Source organism: Flaviaestuariibacter flavus (assembly GCF_004337505.1).
GTDB classification, from domain to species: Bacteria; Bacteroidota; Bacteroidia; order Chitinophagales; family Chitinophagaceae; genus Flavisolibacter; species Flavisolibacter flavus.
On sequence record NZ_SJZI01000008.1, the window covers coordinates 183213 to 201925 of the forward strand.

Here is an 18713-nt window from a genome sequence, read left to right on the forward strand (position 1 = left end):
TTTAATGGTGCCGTATCAGGATTTCTTGCAGCAGTCTTTTTCAATACAGCCGGCTTCTTTGCAGCAGCTCATATCGGGTGCACATTTGCCGTCTTTCATGCAGGCGGTTTTCGTGCACTTGTCGCTGTCGCAGCAGGAGGCAGCAGTCGCGCCGCCGCGGTCGTACTTGCAACAGTCGTGGAGGCTGTTATAGGCGGCATCGCTTGCCTTGAAACCCGGAGTGTCGTAACCTGCGGCCGCAATGGCTTTCTGAATTTTAGCGGGGTTGGAGGAAGTACTGTTGTAGCGAACGGTGAGCACCTTGGACTCAGTGTTCCAGGAAGCAAAAGAAGCACCGGCCTTTTTGGCGGCACCTTCGATCTTTTTCTGGCACATGCCGCACTCGCCGGCTACTTTGAAGGATTCTTTTTTGGCCTGCGCAAAAGTGGCGGAGGCAACAAACAGCAGAACGAAAGAGAGAACGAAAGAAAATACGGTTTTCATGATTTGTGTTTTCGGGATGAATAAATAAACGGGAGGCGTGGCAATCAATGGCCGCGCATCAATGCACGTCAGTGCACCTGGTCCAGCTTATCAAATCCGGAAAACACCGTTGCGCAGGTAAGTATCCTGCCGGCTGATCAATAGTGGCGGGCCATGCGCCGGGGCCGCGGGACGCGCAAGGGGCACAGTTTCGGGCACGAGGTAAAGCGAGGCAAAGGAAGGTGCCATTGCCGGCACCGAAAAGGCATAAACCGAGTATTTCGCCGCCGTTACATCCTGCTGCACCTTCACCACCTTGAACTCGTCGTGGCAGCATTTGTTCTTTTTCAGGGCCAGCTTCATGCCGCAGGTGTCGCAGCGCTCCCGGGCATCAGCGCCAAGCTCCCAGGAATGAAAACGGTCCATGCAGTAATGCAGGTTCACCACGAAGCCCGTGCTTACCGTGAAGTAAGCCAGGAGCACGAATATGGCGAGCGCTTTTTTCATTACTGCGGTAAAGATAACAAAGGCCGTGAAACACGGGGGTTGATCCTGGTCAGGAAGGGAACTTTAACAAGGTGGAAAAGGAAAGAAGAGTTTTTCGCCGCAAAGAGAATAAGGAAAGAAGTTATTACGCTAAGATTAAACGAATAGGTCCCGGCAAGCCGGGACCTATTATATGTATTTCTTTGCGAAACGCTTTTTCAACTTCCTTTCTTCGCGGTGAAAAACTCTTCTTTACCTAAAAATCTTCTTACCCCACGAAGCTCCAGAAAATCCCAAACCGGATGATCAGTCCCGGGTACGGATAGTTGGGCGCGCCGAAGTTATGCTGCCGGAAGCCCGCCGGCTGGCGGAAGCGCAGGGTGTTGAGGTTCTCGGCGCGGAGGAAGGCCTTGAAGCCGCGGATCCGGAAGTGGAAGAACGCGTTCAGGTCGGGGCGGTTGCGCAACTGCATACTGTCCTGGAAGCTGAATTGCCCGATCACCGGCAAATAGGAATCCGCCTTGTACGGGCTTGCATAGCGGCTCTCGAGGCCCACCGCCAGGGTCAGGTTGGGGAAGCCCAGGTTGCCCTGGTAATACAGGCGACCGATACCAAAGAGCAGCGGCACATGCACGGCCGCGTTACCGGCCTGCTGCTGCACCATCACGTCGGCGTCGAGGAAAAGGCGGCGGCGTACCGTAATGGTCTTGCGTGCGGTGAGGCGCAGCAGGTTGAAGACGTCGCTCTCCTGCTCCATCGTTCGGTAGCCCGTAACATAGAGGTAGTTGGTGATCAGGAAATACTCGGCACCAAGCTGCAGCTTCAGCTTCGGGTTAAACAGGTTACCAAAGAGCCGGAGCGTATTTTCTTTCAGGAACTTTTTCGAAGGGTCGTCGAAGTAAAAATTGCTCCGGTTGTCGTAGATGAAGGAAGGCGTCCGGTTGTTCAGCTCCCCGCCTACCTGCAGGCTGCCGAGCCGCGTGCCCAGGAGGCGCTGCAGGCTCGCAAAGGCATGAAAGTCGCCGCTGTTATAGCCCGCCAGGTGCAGCTTGCCGTTGGCCATCAGGTCCCACTTGCCGCTGCGGGTGCGGTTGCGGTATTCGCCGTGCACCCACAGGTTGCCGTAACTCAGCTTCTCCTGTACAAGGCCTTTCAGCGATTGATAGGCAGCCCCAACGCGGATATACTGGTTCAGGTTTTTCGGGTCGGGAAACTGGTAGATGGACAGGTCGTTCGTCAGCTCTTTCCAGTGGTCGCGGAACCATACGGTACCGCGTGCACCCGGCTCGGGGAGCTGCAGCCCGTAGGCGTCCTTGTAAAATGCCGAGTCGGCCACGGCATCCGAAAACGTATAGCGGTAGTCGCCCAGCGTAAAGGTGTGCTCGATCCGCAGCCGCGGAAAGAACAGCGGGATAACGGTGGAATCCGTCACCAGCGAATCCTTGCGCCCCAGGTCGTATTGCTGGCGCATCAGCGCGGTGAATTCCGAGTAGCGGTTGCCGGTGTTGATGGCCGTGTTGGCCAGCAGCCCGACGTTGCGCGTGGTACCGGTAGCCAGCCGCGTGGGAATGCCGAAGCGGTCGGAAAAGCCGACGTCGTCGAGCAGCGAGTCGGCCACGATGCCGCCGTTCTCGGCCGCCTGCAGCTTGTTGCCGAGCAGTACCAGGTAGTTGTTGTAACGCCGGTTGGGGCTTTGGTACCAGGAGGTAAGCAGGTAGTTGTTGTGGTTGGTGTTCTGGTTGTTGAAGGTGCCCAGCGAATTCACCAGCCGGTAGCGGAGCGACACGTTCCAGCCCGCCTTCAGGTTTTGCGTCGTCAGCAGGTCGATGCCCTGCTGACCCTTGCTGCCGAGCACGTAGCCGATCTCCGAGTAGGGCCGCGTGGCCGTGAAAAAGCGCACGCGGTCCATCGTGAGCTTGTAGGCATCGTAGGCGTGAAAGCCGGGATCGAAGCCGGTACTCATCTGCGGGCTGAAGGCGAAGGGCTTGGAGGCGCCGCCGGTGTTGCCCAGCCACTGGTGGTTGAAGGGCACCGGGAAGCGTGCATAGAAGTCCACGATACCCGAATCGAGCCGGTAGCGGCCTGCAGTGTCGAGGTAGCGATACGTAAGCGTGAGGCTGTCTTCAAACTTGTTGCGCTTGCGCAGGCTGTCGTTGCCCGGGCCACTGCTGCCCTGCGGAAAGCCATTCTGCAGCTTGCCCAGGATGCCCTGCTGGGCATGCGCGGGTGCCGCACCCAGCAGGGCGGCGAGCAAAAAGGCGGCAAGGAAGCATAGGGAGCGCATCAAAGTCCTCCGATCAGTTCGCGGAAAATCAGGGTAAGCTTGGGCTCGGCCGCGTGGGCTGCTTCGAGCACCTCCTCGTGGGTGATGACATTGTCTTCCTCGCGGATGCCGATATCGGTGATGACGCTCATCCCGAACACATCCATCCCGGCGTGGCGGGCGGCGATCACCTCCTGCACGGTGCTCATACCCACGGCATGGCCGCCGAGGATGTGAATGAGGCGGTATTCGGCGCGGGTTTCGAAGGTGGGGCCGGTAACGCCGAAGTAGACGCCTTCGCGCAGCTGGATGTTGTTGGCAGCGGCGATGGCGCGTGCTCTGGCAATCAAGGTCTTTTTGTAGGGCTCGCTCATATCCGGAAACCGCGGCCCGAGGCGGTCGTCGTTGCGGCCAAGCAGCGGGTTGATGGTGGCGAAGGAAATATGGTCGGTGATGATCATGAGATCGCCCACTTTCCAGCTGGGGTCGACGCCGCCGGCTGCGTTGGAAAGCAGCAGCGTCTGCACACCAATGGCTTTCATCACGCGGATGGGGAAGGCCACTTCATTGGGTTCGTAGCCCTCGTAGAAATGAAAGCGGCCGGCCATCGCCACTACCGGCTTGCCGGCGATATGACCGAAGATCAGTTTGCCGGAATGGCCTTCTACAGTAGACACGGGAAAGTGCGGAATGTCGCCGTAGGGGATCGCTTCGGTGACCTCGATCTCGTTGGTGAAATTGCCGAGGCCGGAGCCGAGGACGATACCGATGGTTGCGTTCTCCTTGTTGTGGGGCTGAAGGAAGCGCGCGGCTTCCTGAATCTTGTCGTACATGTTCATCGCGGCAAAGATAGATGCGCAGGCAGATATCGGGTGGTGAGGGGAAATACAAATTTTACCTCAGCGGATTAACCGGCATTCATTATTTTAGTTAGCATCAATAACCCTGACCTGCTTATGAAACGCATTCTGCGATTACTCCTCGTGCTGCTACCTTGTGGAGCAGCTGCCCAGCCCGGCACCCTGGACCCCACCTTTAACCCGGGCGACGCCGGCTTCGCTACCGGCATCGGCGCCGACGTCCAGGTGGCCCGATCGGTGCTTCAGCCCGATGGCAAGATCCTGATCGCGGGCTATTTCGATCGTTATAACGGTTACTTTACCCCGGGCCTCGCACGGCTCAACGCCGATGGCACGCGCGACACTTCCTTTCACACCGGGAGCGGCGTCGATGCCAGCATCAACGCACTCTGCCTCCAGGCCGACGGAAAAATTCTCATCGGCGGCTGGTTCAACGTATACAACGGAACGCCGGCACACCACCTGGCGCGGCTGCTGGCCAGCGGCGCGATCGATCCGTCGTTCAACACCGGCAGCGGCACCGGCGGCAGCGCCGATGGCGACGTCATCGGGCTGGCTGTGCAATCTACCGGAAACATCTTCGTGAGTGGCAATTTCACCACCTACAACGGGCAACCGGCCACGAGCCTCATCCGCCTGCTCCCCAACGGCAGCCGCGATGCCACATTTGCCTTCAACGGCAGCGGCGGTGCCCGTAATTTCACGGTTTTGCCGGGTGATAAATTCTATGCTTCCGGCAGCATCTCCGCATCGTCGGGTGCCGACCAAAGCCAGGCCATCGCACGGTTCAATGCCGACGGTTCCTATGACGCCGGCTTTAACACGTACCAGAACATTGTTCCCCAAAGTGTGGCCGCGCACGCCGTACAACCCGATGGCAAAGTGATCATCGTCGGCATTTTCAATACCTACAACGGTACGGCGCGCCGCGGTGTGGCGCGGCTGAATGCCGACGGATCGCTCGATAACACCTTCGTCATCGGCACCGGCGCTACCGGCAGCTCTTTCGTAACGGGCGTGGCCCTGCAGCCCGACGGGAAAATTATCGTCACCGGCTCCTTCACGGGCTTCAACGGAACAACGGCCAACAAGATCGTCCGGCTTGGCAGTACCGGCTCGGTCGATGCCGGCTTCGTTACCGGCAGCGGCGCCGGTGGTCCCATCAGCAACCTGCATGTGCTCAGCAACGGGCGTATTATCGCCAGCGGCAACCTCACCTCCTACAATGGCGGCAACCGGGGCCACGTGCTGCGCATCCTCGACAACGGACGCTTCGACAGCAGCTTCAACCCGCAACGCGGCGCCAACGCGACCGTTAAAGCCCTTGCGGTGATGAGCGATGGCCGTATCTACGCCGGTGGCAGTTTTTCATCTTTTAATGATACGGCGCGGAGCTACCTCACCCGGCTCCTGGCCAATGGCGCCGTCGACCCAGGCTTCGCACCCGGCGCGGGCGCCAATGGCGACGTGGAGGCTCTGGCCCTGCAGTCCGACGGCAAACTGGTTGCCGGCGGCAGCTTCACCACCTTCAACGGCATCGCGGCAGGCCGCATCGTTCGCCTGAATACGGACGGCAGCACGGATGCCGGCTTTGCCGGCGGCACCGGTGCCAACAGCGCCATCTATGCGGTAGCCGTGCAACCCGATGGCAAGATCCTGGCGGCCGGCAACCTGCGGCAGTATAACGGTTCGGCCGTGCGCCACCTGGTGCGCCTCAATGTCAACGGCAGCATCGACGGAAGCTTCAACACCGCTACCGGCAGCGACACCACCATTTACGCGCTTTGCCTGCAGCCCGACGGCAAGATCCTCGCCGGCGGCAGCTTCGGTGCCTTCAATGGCAGCAGCCGGCCCGGCCTGCTGCGCCTGAACGCCGACGGCACGCCCGACGCCACCTTCGGCGGAAGCGGCGCTAACGGTGCCGTTTATTCGATAAGGCTGCTGCAAAATGGCAGGATCGCGATCGGCGGCAGCTTCACGCAGTACAACGGCGTTGCCCGCAAAGGCGTAGCGGTTCTGAACGCGGATGGCAGCCTCTACACGGGATTCGACCCCGGCGCCGGTGTCGACGGTAACGTGGAAGACCTGGTGGTGCTCGCTGATGACCAGCTGCTGATCGGCGGCAGCTTCCGGCTGGCAGGCGGCCTGGCGCGCCGGGGCGTGGCCCGCCTCAACACCGACGGCAGCGCCGACGCATCATTTACCAATGGCACCGGCGCCGACAGCACCGTATTTGTGATGGCGGTACAAGCGGACGGCAAAGCCCTCCTGGGCGGCGACTTCAGCGCCTACAACGGAACGGGCCGGAATAGGATTGCCCGCATTTTCGCAACGGGCGTGCTGACGTCTGTGCGGGAGATCGGGGCAACAGGGCCTGAAATCAGCGCCTATCCCAACCCGGCAACGGGAACGGTCATCCTGCGCCTCGGCGGAAACAAGATGAAGGAGATCCGCATCTACCACGCTTCCGGCGTGCTGGTGGCCCGTATCCGCACGGCCGCCGCGAGCGCCCCGGTCTCGCTTTCGGGGTTGCCTCCCGGCAATTACCTGGCCGAAGTGCAGTGCGCTGCCGACGGCTGGAAACGCGTGCTGAAGCTGGTAAAATATTGATTGCGCTCCGCTCCGAAACCGGCCCCCAGCGTGGCCGGTTTCGCTTTTTTGGCTACCTTGGAGCACCAAAACAAAAGCCCCGGAACTGACCGCATGAAAAAACTCCTTTTTGCCTCCGCCCTCCTTGCCCTGCTCAGCGGCTGCATGAAATTCGAAGAATACAAGCTGAACTCGCAAATCAACGGCTGCAAGATCAGCACTATGTACCTCTATGGTCCGGCCACCGGTACCTTGTCGGACACGGCTCGCTTTACCTGGACCGGAAACGACATCACCCGGGTGTCGCTCAGCAGCATGCATTACGACCTTGCCTACAGCGGCAACGTAGTGGTTGGGCGCACCTTTTACAGCGGTGCGGCAGCGCAGCCCTTCCAGTACGATCAATTCGGCTATAATCCGTCGTTACAGCTGACGCGCTTTGCCCGCTTTGAAAAAGACATGAACGGAGCATTCTACCAGAGCGACTCTACCGCGCTTCAATACAGCGGCAGCATGCTTACCGGGTTCTCCCAGTGGACCAGCAGCGGCGGCGCCGCACCGCTGGTGCTGTCGCGCCGCAGGGAATACAGCTACACCGGCGGCAACCTCTCGGAGGTCCGTGAGATCGAATACCGGAACGGCGCCGCGGTGGACACCACCCGGACTTCGCTCCAGACAAACAACGATCCCAACTGGTTCCTTTCCATCAACCCGCGCTTCTGGGCCGCCGGGCCGCTGTCCGCATTCGGCGATATCGATGCTCTCGAGCAAACACAGCTGCAGCATGCGCTGGAGCGGCAAACCACCGGTGGCCTGCCGACCATTTACAGCTATAGCCTCGATGACAAGGGCAACCTCGCCGAGCACAAGGTGAACGGCCAGGTGGCGGCCCGGTATTTCTACAATTGCCCGTAAGCACCTGCCGGCAAGGAGCAATCCTTTGTCTGGAGGGATTGTTGATTACATGAATACAGATTACATGAGTACATGATTACATGAAGGGACAATACCTCTATGATCATGTATTCATGTAATCTGTGATCATTTGCTCATCATTCTCCTCCGGCCTGGAGCAATCCCTTGCTACGAGGGATTGAGGATTACATGAATACAGATTACATGAAGGGACAATACCTCTATGATCATGTATTCATGTAATCTGTGATCATTTGCTCATCATTCTCCTCCGGCCTGGAGCAATCCCTTGCTACGAGGGATTGAGGATTACATGAATACAGATTACATGAGTACATGATTACATGAGGGGACAATACCTCTATGATCATGTATTCATGTAATCTGTGATCATTTGCTCTTAGCTCCATCACGGCACGCAATAAAAAAACGAGGATCCGGAAGTCCTCGTTTTTTAATTGATTATGAGCGCTGATCACGAAGCGGCGGCCTGTACTTCACCGGCTTTTGCGCGGCCCTGGCGGATGGCCTCGGCATTGGCATATTGCTCCCAGAGCGCGTCAAGCCTGCGTTGCAGCGCAGCCCAGGGCGCCGGGTCGGCCGACAGCTCGATGAGGCCGCCGATCTTGCGCAGTAACGCCTCGTAGGCAATGACCACTTCATCCTGCTTGTCGGCGGTCTTAAAATCGGGAGCGCTCGCCTGCTCGCTTACGCGTTTCAGGTAGAGATCGTGAAATTCATTGTTCGCCGCTTCCAGTGGGGCGCGGTAAGCCTCGATGCCCGGCAGGGCGCTGAGTGCGCCGGCGAGTTCCCGCTTGTCGCGCCAGTCTTTGAGCAGGTTGGCAACAGCCACTGTTTGGCTCATATAAGGCTGCTGGGTGAGGTTGGGCCCATACAATTTCATACTGCCTTCTATTAGGGTGGCAGCACCGGCTACCTCGGCGTCGGGGTGATAAGCATAAGCCCGCACCAGCAGGCTCATGCCGGTGTACAGGCCATCGCGGCGTCCATCAACAGAGCGGAGTTGCCCGGTAAGCGGCGAGGCGCCGTTGGATTTGAACAGGGCCCCAAGTTCGTCTACGCGTGCTTCGTATGCCGCCTGCGCCGCGGCGAAAGGCGGCGGGACGGGATTGACGGTTCCGGTGCCTTGTTGCACCAGGATGGCGGCTCCCTCGAAGAAGCCGAGAACGGTGGCGTTGGGCCACACGGCGATGTACGACTTTCTGAACATAGACAGGTGATTTAAGTACATAAGGTAGAAAAACCGGGCGGTAACCGGAAACGCAGATATCCACCGGGGGTGCATAACCGCATAGCGGGCTGAAAGCCAGTGGCGGCGGCGGGAAAAACCGGACAAAATCCACCGGGGATGCCGGGAGCGGTACCGGGCTTCCGATAAGGAGCGCCAGGCGGGCCGGGATGCCGGGTCAGAACCTGACAAAGGGCGCCGGAGACTCCGGCGGGGTTGGTCAGGGGTTGAAAATGCGCGGTGGCGGGACCGGCAGGATTTTCCGGACGTCGGGAATGGGTACCGGAAATACCGGGACAATTTCCGTGCGATGGGAACGGCTTGCCGGGAGGTGCGGGATAATTTTTTGGCTGGATGATCGGCTACACCCGTCGTTTTCCAACCAGCCAACCACTCCCTCGCTCACGGTTCACGGCTCACGGTTCACGCCCCCAACCAACCCGGAACCTCAAAACCCCAGAACCTCAGCACCTTTAAGCCCCTTTCCCTATTTTTGCCGCACTAAATTTTTAGATCCATGAATTTGCACGAGTACCAGGCCAAGGAGCTCCTCAAGAAATACGGAGTGCCGGTGCAGGAAGGCTTTGCCTGCAGCACCGTTCACGAGGCCGAAGAAGCCTACCGCCAGATCAAGACCACCTACGGCTCCCCGTTTGCCGTAGTGAAGGCGCAGATCCACGCCGGCGGCCGCGGCAAGGGTAAGATCAAGGAAACCGGCATCAACGGTGTGAAGGTGGCCAAGAGCCTCGAAGACATCACCGAGTTCTCCTCCAAGATACTCAACGGTACCCTCGTGACCATCCAGACCGGCGAGGCCGGCAAGGTGGTGAACAAGATCTACGTAGCACAGGATATGTACTACGATGGTGCTTCCGAGCGCAAGGAGTTTTACCTCTCCATCCTGCTCGACCGCACAAAAGGTCAGAACGTGATCATGTACTCCACCGAAGGTGGTATGGATATCGAAGAAGTAGCGCACAACACCCCCGAGAAGATCTTCAAGGAGTGGGTACACCCCGGCGGCCCCCTCCAGGGCTTCCAGGCGCGCAAGATCGCCTTCAACCTGGGCCTCAAGGGCGATGCCTTCAAGAACATGGTGAAGTTCGTAACGCGCCTCTACGACGCTTACCTGGGCACCGACGCGGCCATGATGGAGATCAACCCGCTGTTCAAGGCCGCCGACGACAAGATCGTCGCCGTTGACTGCAAGCTGAGCCTCGACGACAACGCCCTTATGCGTCACTCCGACCTCGCCGCCCTCCGCGACACGTCGGAAGAAGACCCGACGGAAGTGGAAGCCGGCAAGTTCAACCTCAACTTCGTGAAGCTCGACGGCAACGTGGGCTGCATGGTAAACGGCGCCGGCCTGGCCATGGCTACCATGGACATGATCCAGCTCTCCGGCGGCGAGCCCGCCAACTTCCTCGACGTAGGCGGCACCGCCAACGCGCAGACCGTGGAAGCTGGCTTCCGCATCATCATGAAAGACCCCAAGGTGAAGGCCATCCTCATCAACATCTTCGGCGGTATCGTTCGCTGCGACCGTGTGGCGCAGGGTGTGATCGACGCCTACAAGAATATGGGCAACATCGAAATCCCGATCATCGTACGCCTCCAGGGCACCAACGCCGAAGAAGCCAAAAAGCTCATCGACGAAAGCGGCCTCAAGGTTCAGTCGGCCATCCTCCTCAGCGAGGCAGCGGAGCTGGTGAACAAAGCAGTGGCATAAGCATTTGCTGATGTCCGATCTCCGATGTCGGATTTGTTTGGAGATCAGTGGATAGAACCAGAAAAAGGATCGCGAGGCGATCCTTTTTCTTTTTCGTGCGCCAGCCAAATCAGACATCCGACATCGGAGATCGTAAAATCAAAATCCCCCGCAGTGCGGGGGATTTCTTTTGGCTTTTTGTTTTGTCGGAAACAGTGCCTCTTTGTTTTCAAAGGATTCGGATAAAAAACAGGCCTTAGGTTGGAATTAAAGGGGACGGATAATTCAAATATATTTGTCGCTACCAGTTTTCAGGTAATGCAGGGGCCGAATTTAAAGCAATTAATTGGAATTATAGCCACCTGCTAGTCGTTAACCCTTACATCACCTCCGTATTTATACGATGACTGCACCCATTACGCCTTCCGATATTACGCTCCGCCCGATAATGCCTTCCGATAATGCGGCCCTGGCGCGGGTGATCCGCAGCACGCTCGAAGAGTTCGGCGCCAACCATCCCGGCACTGTTTATTACGACGAAAGCACCGACCGTCTCTCGGAGGTTTTTGAAAGGCCCGGCTCCTGCTATCTCGTTGCCCTTCACAACGGCAAGGTGGTGGGCGGCGGCGGCATCTACCCTACCGAAGGCCTCCCCGAAGGCACGGCCGAACTGGTGAAGATGTACCTGCGCCGCGAAGTGCGCGGCATCGGCCTCGGCAGCCGCATCATCCAGTCGGTGCTCGACTGGGCCGGCGATGCAGGCTACAAACAAATCTACCTGGAATCGATGCCCGAGCTCCGGAAAGCGCTCAGCACCTACGAACGCTTCGGCTTTAAATACCTGGATGCCCCAATGGGCAACAGCGGGCATTTCGGGTGCGGGCTTTGGATGTTAAAGACACTTGAGGTCTGAGCAAATGAATACAGATTACATGAATACATGATTAGAGAAGTGAAGCACCCTCCCTAGCTTTTACTTCTCCCTTTCCATCATGTAATCATGTACTCATGTAATCTGTATTCATGTAATCCACCTTCAATTCTCTCTCTGGCGTACCTCATACACCGGGCTGAAAAGATAAATCTTCCCCGTACTTACTTCCGTGCCCCGGTGCCGCTTGCGCACTTTTTCTCCTTTCTGAAAAACACGCCCGTCGGAGGTTTCGAAGAGGGCGCCGGGCGGCAGGCTTTCGATCAGCACCACGCCCTCGCGCTGCGGGTCGTAGCGGCGCAGGGTGCGGAGCAGCAGCTCGTCGGCGCAGGACGACGCTGCGGGATTGTTGATGGAGCGCAGCAGCGCCGCGCGGATATCATCGGGAAAAACATGGTGCTGGATGAACTGCGCCAGCAACCCGCCGAAGGTGCGCTTCCACTCCGCGCCGTGCGGCGACACGCGGTTGCCGAACTCCTCGAACGTAAGCAGGTGGGCCAGCTCGTGGAGCAGGGTGATCAGGAAGGCGTAGGGATTGAGGTTGCCGTTGACGGAGATACGGTGATTCTGGTCGCGGAAGCGGTGGCGGTAGTCGCCCAGCACGCTTTTGCGGGCACGCGTCACCGTAAGATGAACGTGGTATTGCTGCAGGTATACCGCAACAGGCTCATAGGTATTGGGCGGCAGGAAATGCGCGAGGGCTGCCAGCGGTGCTTCTTTCTTGCTCATGCTCCGGGCGGCGGGTTGCTGCCCTGGCCACGGAGCTGCCGCGTGAGGGCCGACACTTCGATAAAGGTATAAACAAGGTAAAGCCCCATCAGGGTGAAGAGGGCGGGCTTGTTGATATGCTTCTGCGCCACGGCGATGTAGGCGAAGGCGGCGATGATGCAGAGAAACAGCTTCAGCATCACACTGCCGTACACGCTCCGCACGAAAGCGTTCGGGTTTTTGTCTTTAAGACCGCGCTGCGCCAGCAGGAACGATCCGAGCGTGATCAGGAAGACCACCACATTGCCCCACACGAGCGCATCCTGGTCGAAACCGTTGCGGGTCAGCAGGCCTTTACTCGAAATAAAAAAGCCATTCAGCACGACAAAAACAAGCAACAGGGAGAAATAGGGCTTTCGGGCGCGTCGGTTCACGTTATTTTCTTTTGGAGGTATCCTTCACCAGTTTGTAAATGAGGGCGCTCACCGCCAGCAGCGGGAGCAGCCACACCAGCAAAGGTAGGGAGATCCGCAGCCATTTGTCGAGCTTGAAGCCCGCAAACACGGCCAGCCCGATGGTGACGAAGATCTGCGCGCCGAGACCGGCGTAGCGCATCAGTTCCGATGTATTGCTCCTAGACTTCGGCTGCTCGCTGGGATTCATGTGCTTTGAGTTGAACGATGGTGCCGGCGCCCATCTGGCACTGGCCGTTGAATGTGGCCGTCGGCTCGATCTGCAGCTTACCGGCGCTAAGATTTCCTTCCACCACGCAGTCGCCGCGCAGCTGCAGCAGGTCGCGCACCCGGATGTCGCCCACCACGCGGCCGGTGATATCGGCCTGCTGGCTTTCAATATCGCCCTCTACCACGCCGTTGGGCCCTACCACGATGCGGGCGGAGCTGCGCACATGGCCGTAAACGGCGCCGTCGATGCGGAGGTCATGGTCGGACTGAACGTCGCCGCGCACCTCGGTGCCGGCGGAGATGAGGGTCGCCTTGTTGGAAGGCGCATCGGAAGATTGCTTGTCGCGGTTGAACATAGGACGGAGGTTTGATTGGAATTAAGACCGTTAAGGTAGGAAAATCCGGCAATTTGCTAGCGACCCGCTTTCAGCAGCACGATCTTCCCATCCATCGTACTGGCAAGCACGGCGCCGTTGCCAAGCGGGCGCACCGTATTCACCATCGAGTTGTCGATCTTGTGTGCCCAGCGCACCGCCCGGGATTCCGGGTCAATGGCATAAACGACGCCGTTGCGGGTACCGAAGTAGACGAGGCCGTCGGCCGCCACCAGCATCGAGGGCGCATGTTCGTAGCCGAAGCCGGCATTCAGCTTCCAGCGTGCCGGCGTCTTTTCGCGCGCGGCGGCAAAGGCCACCACCGTATCCTGCATCGTTTTTCCATAGATCGTTTTCCCGTCGGGCGAAATACCGATGCTTTCGCGCACGGTGCTTTCGTTGATCCGCCAAAGCGTAGCACCCGTCTCCAGGTCGATGGCGCTCAGGTAGCGGTCGGGCGCCACCACAAACACGGTTCCGCCCGACACTACGGGGATGCAGGCCGCCGGCGAATAGTTGATCACCGGCGAGCCGTTGCTCCACTTCCAGGCCAGCTCGCCCTTTGCCAGGTTCCAGGCATAGAGGTAGCGGTCCCAGGCGCCGAAGAGCAGGTAGTTGCCGGCGCGCACGGGCGTGCTGGTAACGGGCCCCTGCAGGCTGTCGAAGCTCCAGAGCAGGCGCCCGTTCCGCAGGTCGATGGCGCGGAAGCGGTGGTCGCTCGCCCCGATATACACGGTGTCGCCGCTGATCAGCGGGCTGCCGAGCACGGCCGCGTCGGCCTTTAACTTCCAGGCCAGACTGCCTTTATTCGTGAGGCAATAAACGTTGCCATCAGCGGAGCCGAATACCACCCGCCCTCCTGCCGTTGCCGGCGAGGAGAAAATGGGGCCACCGGTCTGAAAGCGCCACGAGGGCCTGCCGGTTTTCAGGTCGAAGGTTTCGAGCGTGCCATCCTGGTTGCCGGCAAATACGAGCCCGTTGGCATAGGCAGGTGTTGAAATCACGTTGGCAGGCGCGGCACGCCGCCACAACTCGTGCACAGAGGCAAAGCTGTCGTTGACGGCAAAGGAAGGGCGCGGGTAGGCCGCACCGTAATGCTGCTTCTGAAAAGCAGTGGCCGTCCACCGGCGCTCGGCGCCGGAGAGGGGCCTTCGTTCGGTAAACACGAAGGAGTCGCGCACATCCACCAGGTTGTAGCCGCCCTCCGCTTCTTTGGCGCGCAGGTTGGAGCGGCCCATCACGGCCGGAATGTCTTCGGCCTTTACCGGGCGGTTGCTGTGTCCGTGGCCGCAAAGGGCAAGCACGGTATTCTTCCGCTTCAGCAGGTCTACCACTTCATACCAGTTGTCGAGGCCCTCGTCGAGCGGGTAATGATTGAGAAAAACCACGGGCTCCGCGGCGCCGATCTTTTTGAGTTCCGATTGCAGCCAGTTGACATGGCCACGGGGCACGTGCCCGTCGCTCATGCGCACGTAGGGGCCGGAGGCGCAGCCAAGGAAGTGAATTCCGTTGTGTATGAAATGAAAGCGGTCGGTGCCGAAGACTGATGCGAAGCCAAGTCCGCCGCTTTCACTCCAGCCGGTATCGTGGTTGCCCGGGATGATGTACCAGGGTACGCGGAGCGAGTCGAGGATCTGCTTTGCAAGGGCCAGCTGGCGGTTCGTGCCGAGTTCGGTGATGTCGCCCGTAAGCACCACGAAGGCGACGTCGCTGCGGCGGTTGATGTCGACCACGGTGCGGCGCAGGTCTTCCTCGGCAAGCCCGCTGGGTGAGCCGATATGCGTATCCGAGATAAAGGCGAAGCGAAAGGCGGGTGCCTGGCCGGCAGCCCCGGCGGCCGCCAGCAGCAACAGGAAAAGGAGGGTAAGACGGTTCATGACGGAGGATTCGCGGTTAGTCGGTCGACTGGTCGGGCGCCGGCAGGTTGAGGGACTGCGTATCGAGCTTGAGCGGCTCGCCGCCCTGGATCACCATGCGGAGGTTTTCGAGCTGCTGCCCCTGGATGCGGACGGCTTTTTCGAGCGAGTCAGTCTTGTATTTGAGCTGGCGGTAAGCATGCCCGCCCTGCGTGGAGCCGTAGCCCGGGATGTAATATTTCAATGGAGTAAAAACGATGAGAGCCACCGTGAGCATCACCAGCAGCACGAACACGGAGCTGAGCAGCACGTATACGCTTCGCCGCGACAGGCGGAAAGTAACCACCTCCTCGTAGGTGTCTTCATTCATTACCACCAGCCGGTAACGGTTCTGCAGGCGCTTCAGGGTTGAGCCGGGATCAATTTTTGACATAATCTGGAATCTGAATATCGGGAATCTGTTGGCTTGTATGCAATCCGGTAAATGATACCTTCAGATTCCAGATGCATAGATTCCAGATCGTCCAAAAATACTTCGCCCCACCGGGATTATTAATTATCTCCCTATTTATACTATTTTGCCCGTTATTGCGTTACCCATCCAACTAGTTGTGCCGTTCATGAACCGTCAAATACGTTTACTCCAGCTCCTGCTGGTGCTGGGCAGCTTTTTTGCCCTGCCCGCCCGTGCCCAGCTCGGATTCAATCTTGACATCAAAAAGCCGGAGCCTTTCGACAACCGCACCCTCAAATCGGAAAAGACACCCGACAAACGGATCAACACACCGAAGCGGCTCATGCAGAACATGGTGACGCATTACAACTACTTCTTCAACGCCAACGCGAAGCTGAATGAAGTGATGGAGGCCGCCAAAAGCCAGCACAAAGACAATTACACCCGCCTCCTCCCCTTTTACAATTATACCCTTGATGCCACCGCCGGCCAGGCCGCCGTGCTCGACTCCGTCATCATCAAGTCGAAGACGGGCATCGTGCTCCACGACCTGCGCAACGACTGGGTAGACAACCTTTACCTGCTTTGGGGCGCCGCCTACTACTTCGAAAAGAAATTCGATTCGGCCTACAATATGTTCCAGTTCATCAACTGGGCCTTTGCCGACAAGGAAAAAGACGGCTACTACCGCTACATCGGCTCCAGCCTGGACCGCAACAATCCCAACCAGATCTCTTCTCCCGAAAAGAAGGAAACGCTCCCCCGCCGCGCCTTCAACGAGCCGCCCTCCCGCAACGATGCCCTCGTATGGCAGGTACGCACGCTCATCCGCCAGGGCGCCTACGTGGAGTCGGGCTCACTTATCAGCGCGCTGCGCAACGACCCCGCCTTCCCGGCACGCCTGAAGCCCGAACTCGAAGAAGTGCAGGCGCACTGGTATTACATGCAGCAGGTATGGGACTCTTCTGCCTACCACCTCGTTAATGCACTCAACGCCGCCGGCACCAGGCAGGAGCGCGCCCGCTGGGAATTCCTGGCCGCGCAGCTGTTCGAGCGCACCGGCCATACCGAGGAGGCCAAGTCCTGGTATAATAAATCGATCGATCACACCACCGACCCGGTGATGGACGTTTATGCACGCCTCAACCTGATCCGCATCAACAAGGAGGGCGGTGATAACTATATCGACCGCAACGTGGCCACCCTGGTGAAGATGGCCCGCAAAGACAAATACGCCGAGTACCGCGACGTCATCTACTCGATGCTCGCACAGATGGAGCTGGAGCGGGGCAACTTTGTTGCGGCACAGGAGTACCTGAAAAAATCGGGCAGGTACAAGGCCGACAATGCCACCGCCAACAACGATGCCTACCTCGCCCTCGCCGACCGCACCTACGACAGCCGGCAGTACCGGCAGGCTGCCTTTTTCTACGACAGTGTGAAGCTCGAAGGCCTTGATGCGCCCGACTCGCTCCGGGTGCTGGAGCGCCGCCCCGTGCTCACCCGCCTCGTTTATTTCGCCGGCACCGTCGACCGCCAGGACAGCCTGCAGCGCATCGCCGCCATGAGTGACGACGAGCGCAAAGACTTTATCCGCAAGATCGTGCGCCAGCTGCGCCGCGCCAAGGGCCTCAAGGACGAAGCCAACGCGCAGGCCTCCCGCGCCGCGGCACCGGCACCCGATATGTTTGGCGCCGGCCCCGCAACAAAGGGTGAATGGTATTTCTACAATGACAACGCGCGGAAGACCGGCCTTGCCAACTTCCGCGCCATCTGGGGCGACCGGCCCAACGTAGACAACTGGCGCCGCGCCACCGACGTGGCGGCGCAGCTCCGCTCACGCCAGCCCGAAGCTACCCGCAATACCGCCAAGGCAGGCTCCGCCGCCAAAGCCGAAGATCCGCTCTCCTATGAAGCATTGGTGGAAGACATTCCGCTGACACCCGACGCGATGAAGCGCTCCAACGACAGCATACAGTATGCACTCCGCGGCCTTGCGCAGCTCTACGCAGGCGATATGAACGACTATGCCGCTTCCGTAGAAACACTGGAAGCCCTGCGCCGTCGCTACCCCCAGCCCGACAGCCTCGAGCAGGTACTCTTCGGTCTTTACCATGGCTACACACGCACCGGTAATACCGCGAAGGCCGAAGAAATGAAGCGCCTCCTGCAGCAGCAGTTTCCCAAAGGCCGCTATACCGCAATCGCCACTACCGGACTGGACCCGAACTCGGGCAGGCAGCAGCTGGCGGCCACCACGCAGGCATACGAAGAGATCTACGATATGTACCTCTCGGGCCGCTTTGCGGAAGCCGAAGCCGCGAAGCAGCGTGCCGACAGCCAGTACCGCACCAACACCTGGAACCCGCAACTGCTGTACATCCAGGCAGTGGCCCAGATCAAACAACAGCAGGATAGCCTCGCACTGCGCACCCTCAGCACCCTCATTGCGCAAAACCCGAAAACGGTAATCGCCGACAAAGCCCAGACGATGGTGCGCGTGCTTGGTCGCCGCAAGCAGATCGAAGAGGAGCTGCGCAACCTGCAGGTGGAGCGCCCGAAAGAAGACACGCTGTACGTGGAGCCGATGCCCGTTGCCAAGGACGTGCAGCAGCAAACGATCGTGGCGCCGCGCAAAGACACCATCGCCGTGGTGAAGACGCTTCCCAAAAAGCCTTCGGGCATCGATACCGCTGCGCTGCGCAAACCGGTGCTCGTACCGCCGGCACCCAACAGCCCCTTCCGCTTCAGCCCCGATTCGGCACACTGGGCCGTGGTGGTGCTGAGCAATGTCGACATCGTTTACGGTAACGAAGCCCGTAATGCCTTCAGCCGCTACAACAGCAGCCAGGGACGCAACTTCGACAGCCGCATCGAGCCGGTAAACGATGCCACCAAGCTGCTGCTCATCGGGCCCTTCGCCAATGCCACCGACGCCGCCAACTATGTGCTGACAGTAAAACCCATCGCGGCATCACAGATCGTGCCCTGGCTCAAGGCGGGCAGCTACTCCTACAGCATCATCTCCAACGGCAACCTCAATGCGGTGAAGAACGCGAAGAGCATCGATGCTTACCGCGACTTCCTGGATAAGACGCTGCCGGTGAAGCTATGATTCGTTTAGTTCGCAGGACAGATTAACGCCGGAAGCGTCGCTTGCGCGACGGCCTCTGGC

At 59.1% G+C, this 18713-nt stretch carries 16 protein-coding genes; 5 read left to right on the top strand and 11 right to left on the bottom strand.

Translation table 11 applies throughout. The features are described from left to right. Window positions 1-15: 15 nt before the first annotated feature. From EPD60_RS05125 to EPD60_RS05140, 4 genes are all read right to left on the bottom strand, one after another. A complete protein-coding gene (locus tag EPD60_RS05125) occupies window positions 16-483 on the bottom strand; it encodes a cation transporter (protein ID WP_131447524.1) in 468 nt (155 codons plus the stop codon). A gap of 90 nt (window positions 484-573) precedes the next feature. Beyond that, the gene (locus tag EPD60_RS05130) at window positions 574-969 is read right to left on the bottom strand and encodes an HYC_CC_PP family protein (RefSeq protein ID WP_131447526.1); all 396 of its coding nucleotides are present in this window, start codon (window positions 967-969) and stop codon (window positions 574-576) included. 247 nt (window positions 970-1216) lie between these two features. Continuing rightward, the gene (locus EPD60_RS05135; protein WP_243647780.1) at window positions 1217-3232 is read right to left on the bottom strand and encodes a putative porin; all 2016 of its coding nucleotides are present in this window, start codon (window positions 3230-3232) and stop codon (window positions 1217-1219) included. Beyond that, window positions 3232-4044, bottom strand: coding sequence for a purine-nucleoside phosphorylase (locus tag EPD60_RS05140; protein WP_131447530.1), 813 nt, complete (start codon window positions 4042-4044; stop codon window positions 3232-3234). Before EPD60_RS05140 ends, EPD60_RS05135 begins: the two co-directional genes overlap by 1 nt. A 123-nt stretch (window positions 4045-4167) precedes the next feature. Here EPD60_RS05140 and EPD60_RS05145 point away from each other — a divergent pair, with 123 nt between their 5' ends. Both EPD60_RS05145 and EPD60_RS05150 read left to right on the top strand, forming a co-directional pair. Continuing rightward, the gene (locus EPD60_RS05145) at window positions 4168-6681 is read left to right on the top strand and encodes a T9SS type A sorting domain-containing protein (RefSeq protein WP_131447532.1); all 2514 of its coding nucleotides are present in this window, start codon (window positions 4168-4170) and stop codon (window positions 6679-6681) included. A 93-nt stretch (window positions 6682-6774) separates the two neighbouring features. Then, window positions 6775-7575, top strand: a complete 801-nt coding sequence (locus EPD60_RS05150) for a hypothetical protein (RefSeq protein ID WP_131447534.1) — start codon at window positions 6775-6777, stop codon at window positions 7573-7575. A gap of 475 nt (window positions 7576-8050) precedes the next feature. Here the strand turns inward: EPD60_RS05150 and EPD60_RS05155 are convergent, their stop codons facing one another. Further along, window positions 8051-8806: a DUF6261 family protein gene (locus EPD60_RS05155; protein ID WP_131447536.1), complete on the bottom strand. Its 756-nt coding sequence runs from the start codon at window positions 8804-8806 to the stop codon at window positions 8051-8053. Window positions 8807-9341: 535 nt separating this feature from the next. Between EPD60_RS05155 and sucC the strand changes: the two genes are divergently transcribed. Together sucC and EPD60_RS05165 are read left to right on the top strand one after the other, a co-directional pair. Next, window positions 9342-10553: an ADP-forming succinate--CoA ligase subunit beta gene (gene sucC, locus EPD60_RS05160; RefSeq protein ID WP_131447538.1), complete on the top strand. Its 1212-nt coding sequence runs from the start codon at window positions 9342-9344 to the stop codon at window positions 10551-10553. A gap of 382 nt (window positions 10554-10935) precedes the next feature. Further along, window positions 10936-11445, top strand: coding sequence for a GNAT family N-acetyltransferase (locus tag EPD60_RS05165; RefSeq protein WP_131447540.1), 510 nt, complete (start codon window positions 10936-10938; stop codon window positions 11443-11445). Between the two features lie 123 nt (window positions 11446-11568). On the opposite strand, the gene EPD60_RS05170 is transcribed toward EPD60_RS05165, so the two are convergent. Genes EPD60_RS05170 through EPD60_RS05195 form a run of 6 tightly spaced genes read right to left on the bottom strand, consistent with a single transcriptional unit; the run spans window position 11569 to window position 15517 of the window. Further along, window positions 11569-12192, bottom strand: a complete 624-nt coding sequence (locus tag EPD60_RS05170; protein WP_131447542.1) for a SprT-like domain-containing protein — start codon at window positions 12190-12192, stop codon at window positions 11569-11571. Next, window positions 12189-12605, bottom strand: a complete 417-nt coding sequence (locus EPD60_RS05175) for a hypothetical protein (protein WP_131447544.1) — start codon at window positions 12603-12605, stop codon at window positions 12189-12191. Before EPD60_RS05175 ends, EPD60_RS05170 begins: the two co-directional genes overlap by 4 nt. 1 nt (window position 12606) lies before the next feature. Continuing rightward, window positions 12607-12834, bottom strand: coding sequence for an AtpZ/AtpI family protein (locus EPD60_RS05180; protein WP_131447546.1), 228 nt, complete (start codon window positions 12832-12834; stop codon window positions 12607-12609). Next, on the bottom strand, window positions 12806-13210 hold the full coding sequence (locus tag EPD60_RS05185) for a bactofilin family protein (RefSeq protein WP_131447548.1): 405 nt from the start codon (window positions 13208-13210) through the stop codon (window positions 12806-12808). The genes EPD60_RS05180 and EPD60_RS05185 overlap by 29 nt, the downstream gene beginning before the upstream one ends. Before the next feature lie 56 nt (window positions 13211-13266). Further along, window positions 13267-15105, bottom strand: a complete 1839-nt coding sequence (locus EPD60_RS05190; protein WP_131447550.1) for an outer membrane protein assembly factor BamB family protein — start codon at window positions 15103-15105, stop codon at window positions 13267-13269. A gap of 16 nt (window positions 15106-15121) precedes the next feature. After that, window positions 15122-15517: a hypothetical protein gene (locus tag EPD60_RS05195; protein WP_131447553.1), complete on the bottom strand. Its 396-nt coding sequence runs from the start codon at window positions 15515-15517 to the stop codon at window positions 15122-15124. A gap of 187 nt (window positions 15518-15704) precedes the next feature. Here EPD60_RS05195 and porW point away from each other — a divergent pair, with 187 nt between their 5' ends. Beyond that, window positions 15705-18653, top strand: coding sequence for a type IX secretion system periplasmic lipoprotein PorW/SprE (gene porW, locus EPD60_RS05200; protein WP_131447555.1), 2949 nt, complete (start codon window positions 15705-15707; stop codon window positions 18651-18653). Window positions 18654-18713 lie beyond the last annotated feature (60 nt).

What these genes read in the sequence shown, in the direction of transcription:
- EPD60_RS05125 (WP_131447524.1), bottom strand. Translation starts at nt 483, where the DNA reads ATGAAAACCGTATTTTCTTTCGTTCTCTCTTTCGTTCTGCTGTTTGTT.
- EPD60_RS05130 (WP_131447526.1), bottom strand. Translation starts at nt 969, where the DNA reads ATGAAAAAAGCGCTCGCCATATTCGTGCTCCTGGCTTACTTCACGGTA.
- EPD60_RS05135 (WP_243647780.1), bottom strand. Translation starts at nt 3,232, where the DNA reads ATGCGCTCCCTATGCTTCCTTGCCGCCTTTTTGCTCGCCGCCCTGCTG.
- EPD60_RS05140 (WP_131447530.1), bottom strand. Translation starts at nt 4,044, where the DNA reads ATGTACGACAAGATTCAGGAAGCCGCGCGCTTCCTTCAGCCCCACAAC.
- EPD60_RS05145 (WP_131447532.1), top strand. Translation starts at nt 4,168, where the DNA reads ATGAAACGCATTCTGCGATTACTCCTCGTGCTGCTACCTTGTGGAGCA.
- EPD60_RS05150 (WP_131447534.1), top strand. Translation starts at nt 6,775, where the DNA reads ATGAAAAAACTCCTTTTTGCCTCCGCCCTCCTTGCCCTGCTCAGCGGC.
- EPD60_RS05155 (WP_131447536.1), bottom strand. Translation starts at nt 8,806, where the DNA reads ATGTTCAGAAAGTCGTACATCGCCGTGTGGCCCAACGCCACCGTTCTC.
- sucC (WP_131447538.1), top strand. Translation starts at nt 9,342, where the DNA reads ATGAATTTGCACGAGTACCAGGCCAAGGAGCTCCTCAAGAAATACGGA.
- EPD60_RS05165 (WP_131447540.1), top strand. Translation starts at nt 10,936, where the DNA reads ATGACTGCACCCATTACGCCTTCCGATATTACGCTCCGCCCGATAATG.
- EPD60_RS05170 (WP_131447542.1), bottom strand. Translation starts at nt 12,192, where the DNA reads ATGAGCAAGAAAGAAGCACCGCTGGCAGCCCTCGCGCATTTCCTGCCG.
- EPD60_RS05180 (WP_131447546.1), bottom strand. Translation starts at nt 12,834, where the DNA reads ATGAATCCCAGCGAGCAGCCGAAGTCTAGGAGCAATACATCGGAACTG.
- EPD60_RS05185 (WP_131447548.1), bottom strand. Translation starts at nt 13,210, where the DNA reads ATGTTCAACCGCGACAAGCAATCTTCCGATGCGCCTTCCAACAAGGCG.
- EPD60_RS05190 (WP_131447550.1), bottom strand. Translation starts at nt 15,105, where the DNA reads ATGAACCGTCTTACCCTCCTTTTCCTGTTGCTGCTGGCGGCCGCCGGG.
- EPD60_RS05195 (WP_131447553.1), bottom strand. Translation starts at nt 15,517, where the DNA reads ATGTCAAAAATTGATCCCGGCTCAACCCTGAAGCGCCTGCAGAACCGT.
- porW (WP_131447555.1), top strand. Translation starts at nt 15,705, where the DNA reads ATGAACCGTCAAATACGTTTACTCCAGCTCCTGCTGGTGCTGGGCAGC.